The sequence below is a fragment of the Flavobacterium bomense genome (assembly GCF_003970355.1).
In genome coordinates, this window is sequence record NZ_RYDJ01000246.1 from 1 (window position 1) to 1089 (window position 1089).

Below are 1089 nucleotides of genomic sequence, written 5' to 3' on the forward strand. Positions count from 1 at the left end.
ACACAAAAGCATCTTCCATTTCAAGATTCGAAACTTCGACAATCAAATAGGAGCGAAGCATATTGTCTAATCCCAAGCCAAATTTTGCCATTACAAAACTATCCACAGGAATATCAGCTGGTAAGGAACCCGAAGTGCCAATTCGGATAATATTTAAAGATGTCAGTTTTTCTTTTGGAGTTCTGGTTTTCAAATCGATGTTGACCAAAGCATCCAATTCGTTCATCACAATGTCGATATTGTCTGGACCAATTCCGGTTGACATTACTGTGATTCTTTTCCCTTTGAAAAGACCGGTTTGAGTTTTGAATTCTCTTTTTTGGGTCGAAAATTCGATGCTGTCAAAGAATTGCGTAATTTTTTCGACACGGTTTTGGTCACCTACGAAGATGATGTCTTGGGCAATATGTTCGGGTAGTAAGTTCAAATGATAGACACTTCCGTCTGGATTGAGTATCAATTCTGATGATTGTATCATTAGTAATTTTGTTTAAATTGTTTAAGGTTTAAAAGTTTAAAGTTGATTTCTGAAATTTTTAGCCACCAACGCGTTTTACTTTAAAGCCTTTTTCTTTAAGAATTTGCATAATTTTATCCCGATAATCGCCTTGAATAATGATGGAATCGTCTTTGAAAGTACCACCAACGCTCAATTTAGTTTTAATTTCTTTAGCCAATATTTTAAAATCTTCGTCAGTTCCTTCGTAACCTTCGATTATGGTAGTGGCTTTTCCTTTTCGCTTTTCGAATTTGCAAATCATAGGTTCTTTTTGAATAAAAAGCTCGTGCTCTTCTTCTAGAAATTCTTCGGGTTCCGATTCGATATGATCTGGAAATAAATTTTTTAGTTGTTCGTGTAAGTCCATTTTTTACAATTAAATTGTTTTGTAAACCATTAAGAAATTAAGTTTCATTAAGAAATATAAAACTTAATGAAACTTAATTTCTTAATGGTAAAAGTACAAAAACAGCAAGTTGTCTATTTGTTTTTGGATGAATATTATTTTTTGATTAATCCCAAATCAACCAATCTTTCGTACAAGTAATCTCCGGCTGTAATGTCATCGAATTTCTTTGGGTTTTCAGCAT

General features: G+C 33.1%; 2 protein-coding genes. Both read right to left on the reverse strand.

The features are described from left to right. Positions 1–478, reverse strand: a 478-nt coding sequence (locus EKL98_RS17060; protein WP_449404017.1) for a nucleoside phosphorylase-I family protein, incomplete at its 3' end; no start/stop codon positions are given. 58 nt (positions 479–536) lie between these two features. Beyond that, positions 537–866: a translation initiation factor gene (locus EKL98_RS17065; RefSeq protein ID WP_126563246.1), complete on the reverse strand. Its 330-nt coding sequence runs from the start codon at positions 864–866 to the stop codon at positions 537–539. Between the last annotated feature and the right edge of the window lie 223 nt (positions 867–1089).

Coding starts and splice junctions, on each gene's coding strand:
- EKL98_RS17065 (WP_126563246.1), bottom strand. CDS start 866: ATGGACTTACACGAACAACTAAAAAATTTATTTCCAGATCATATCGAA.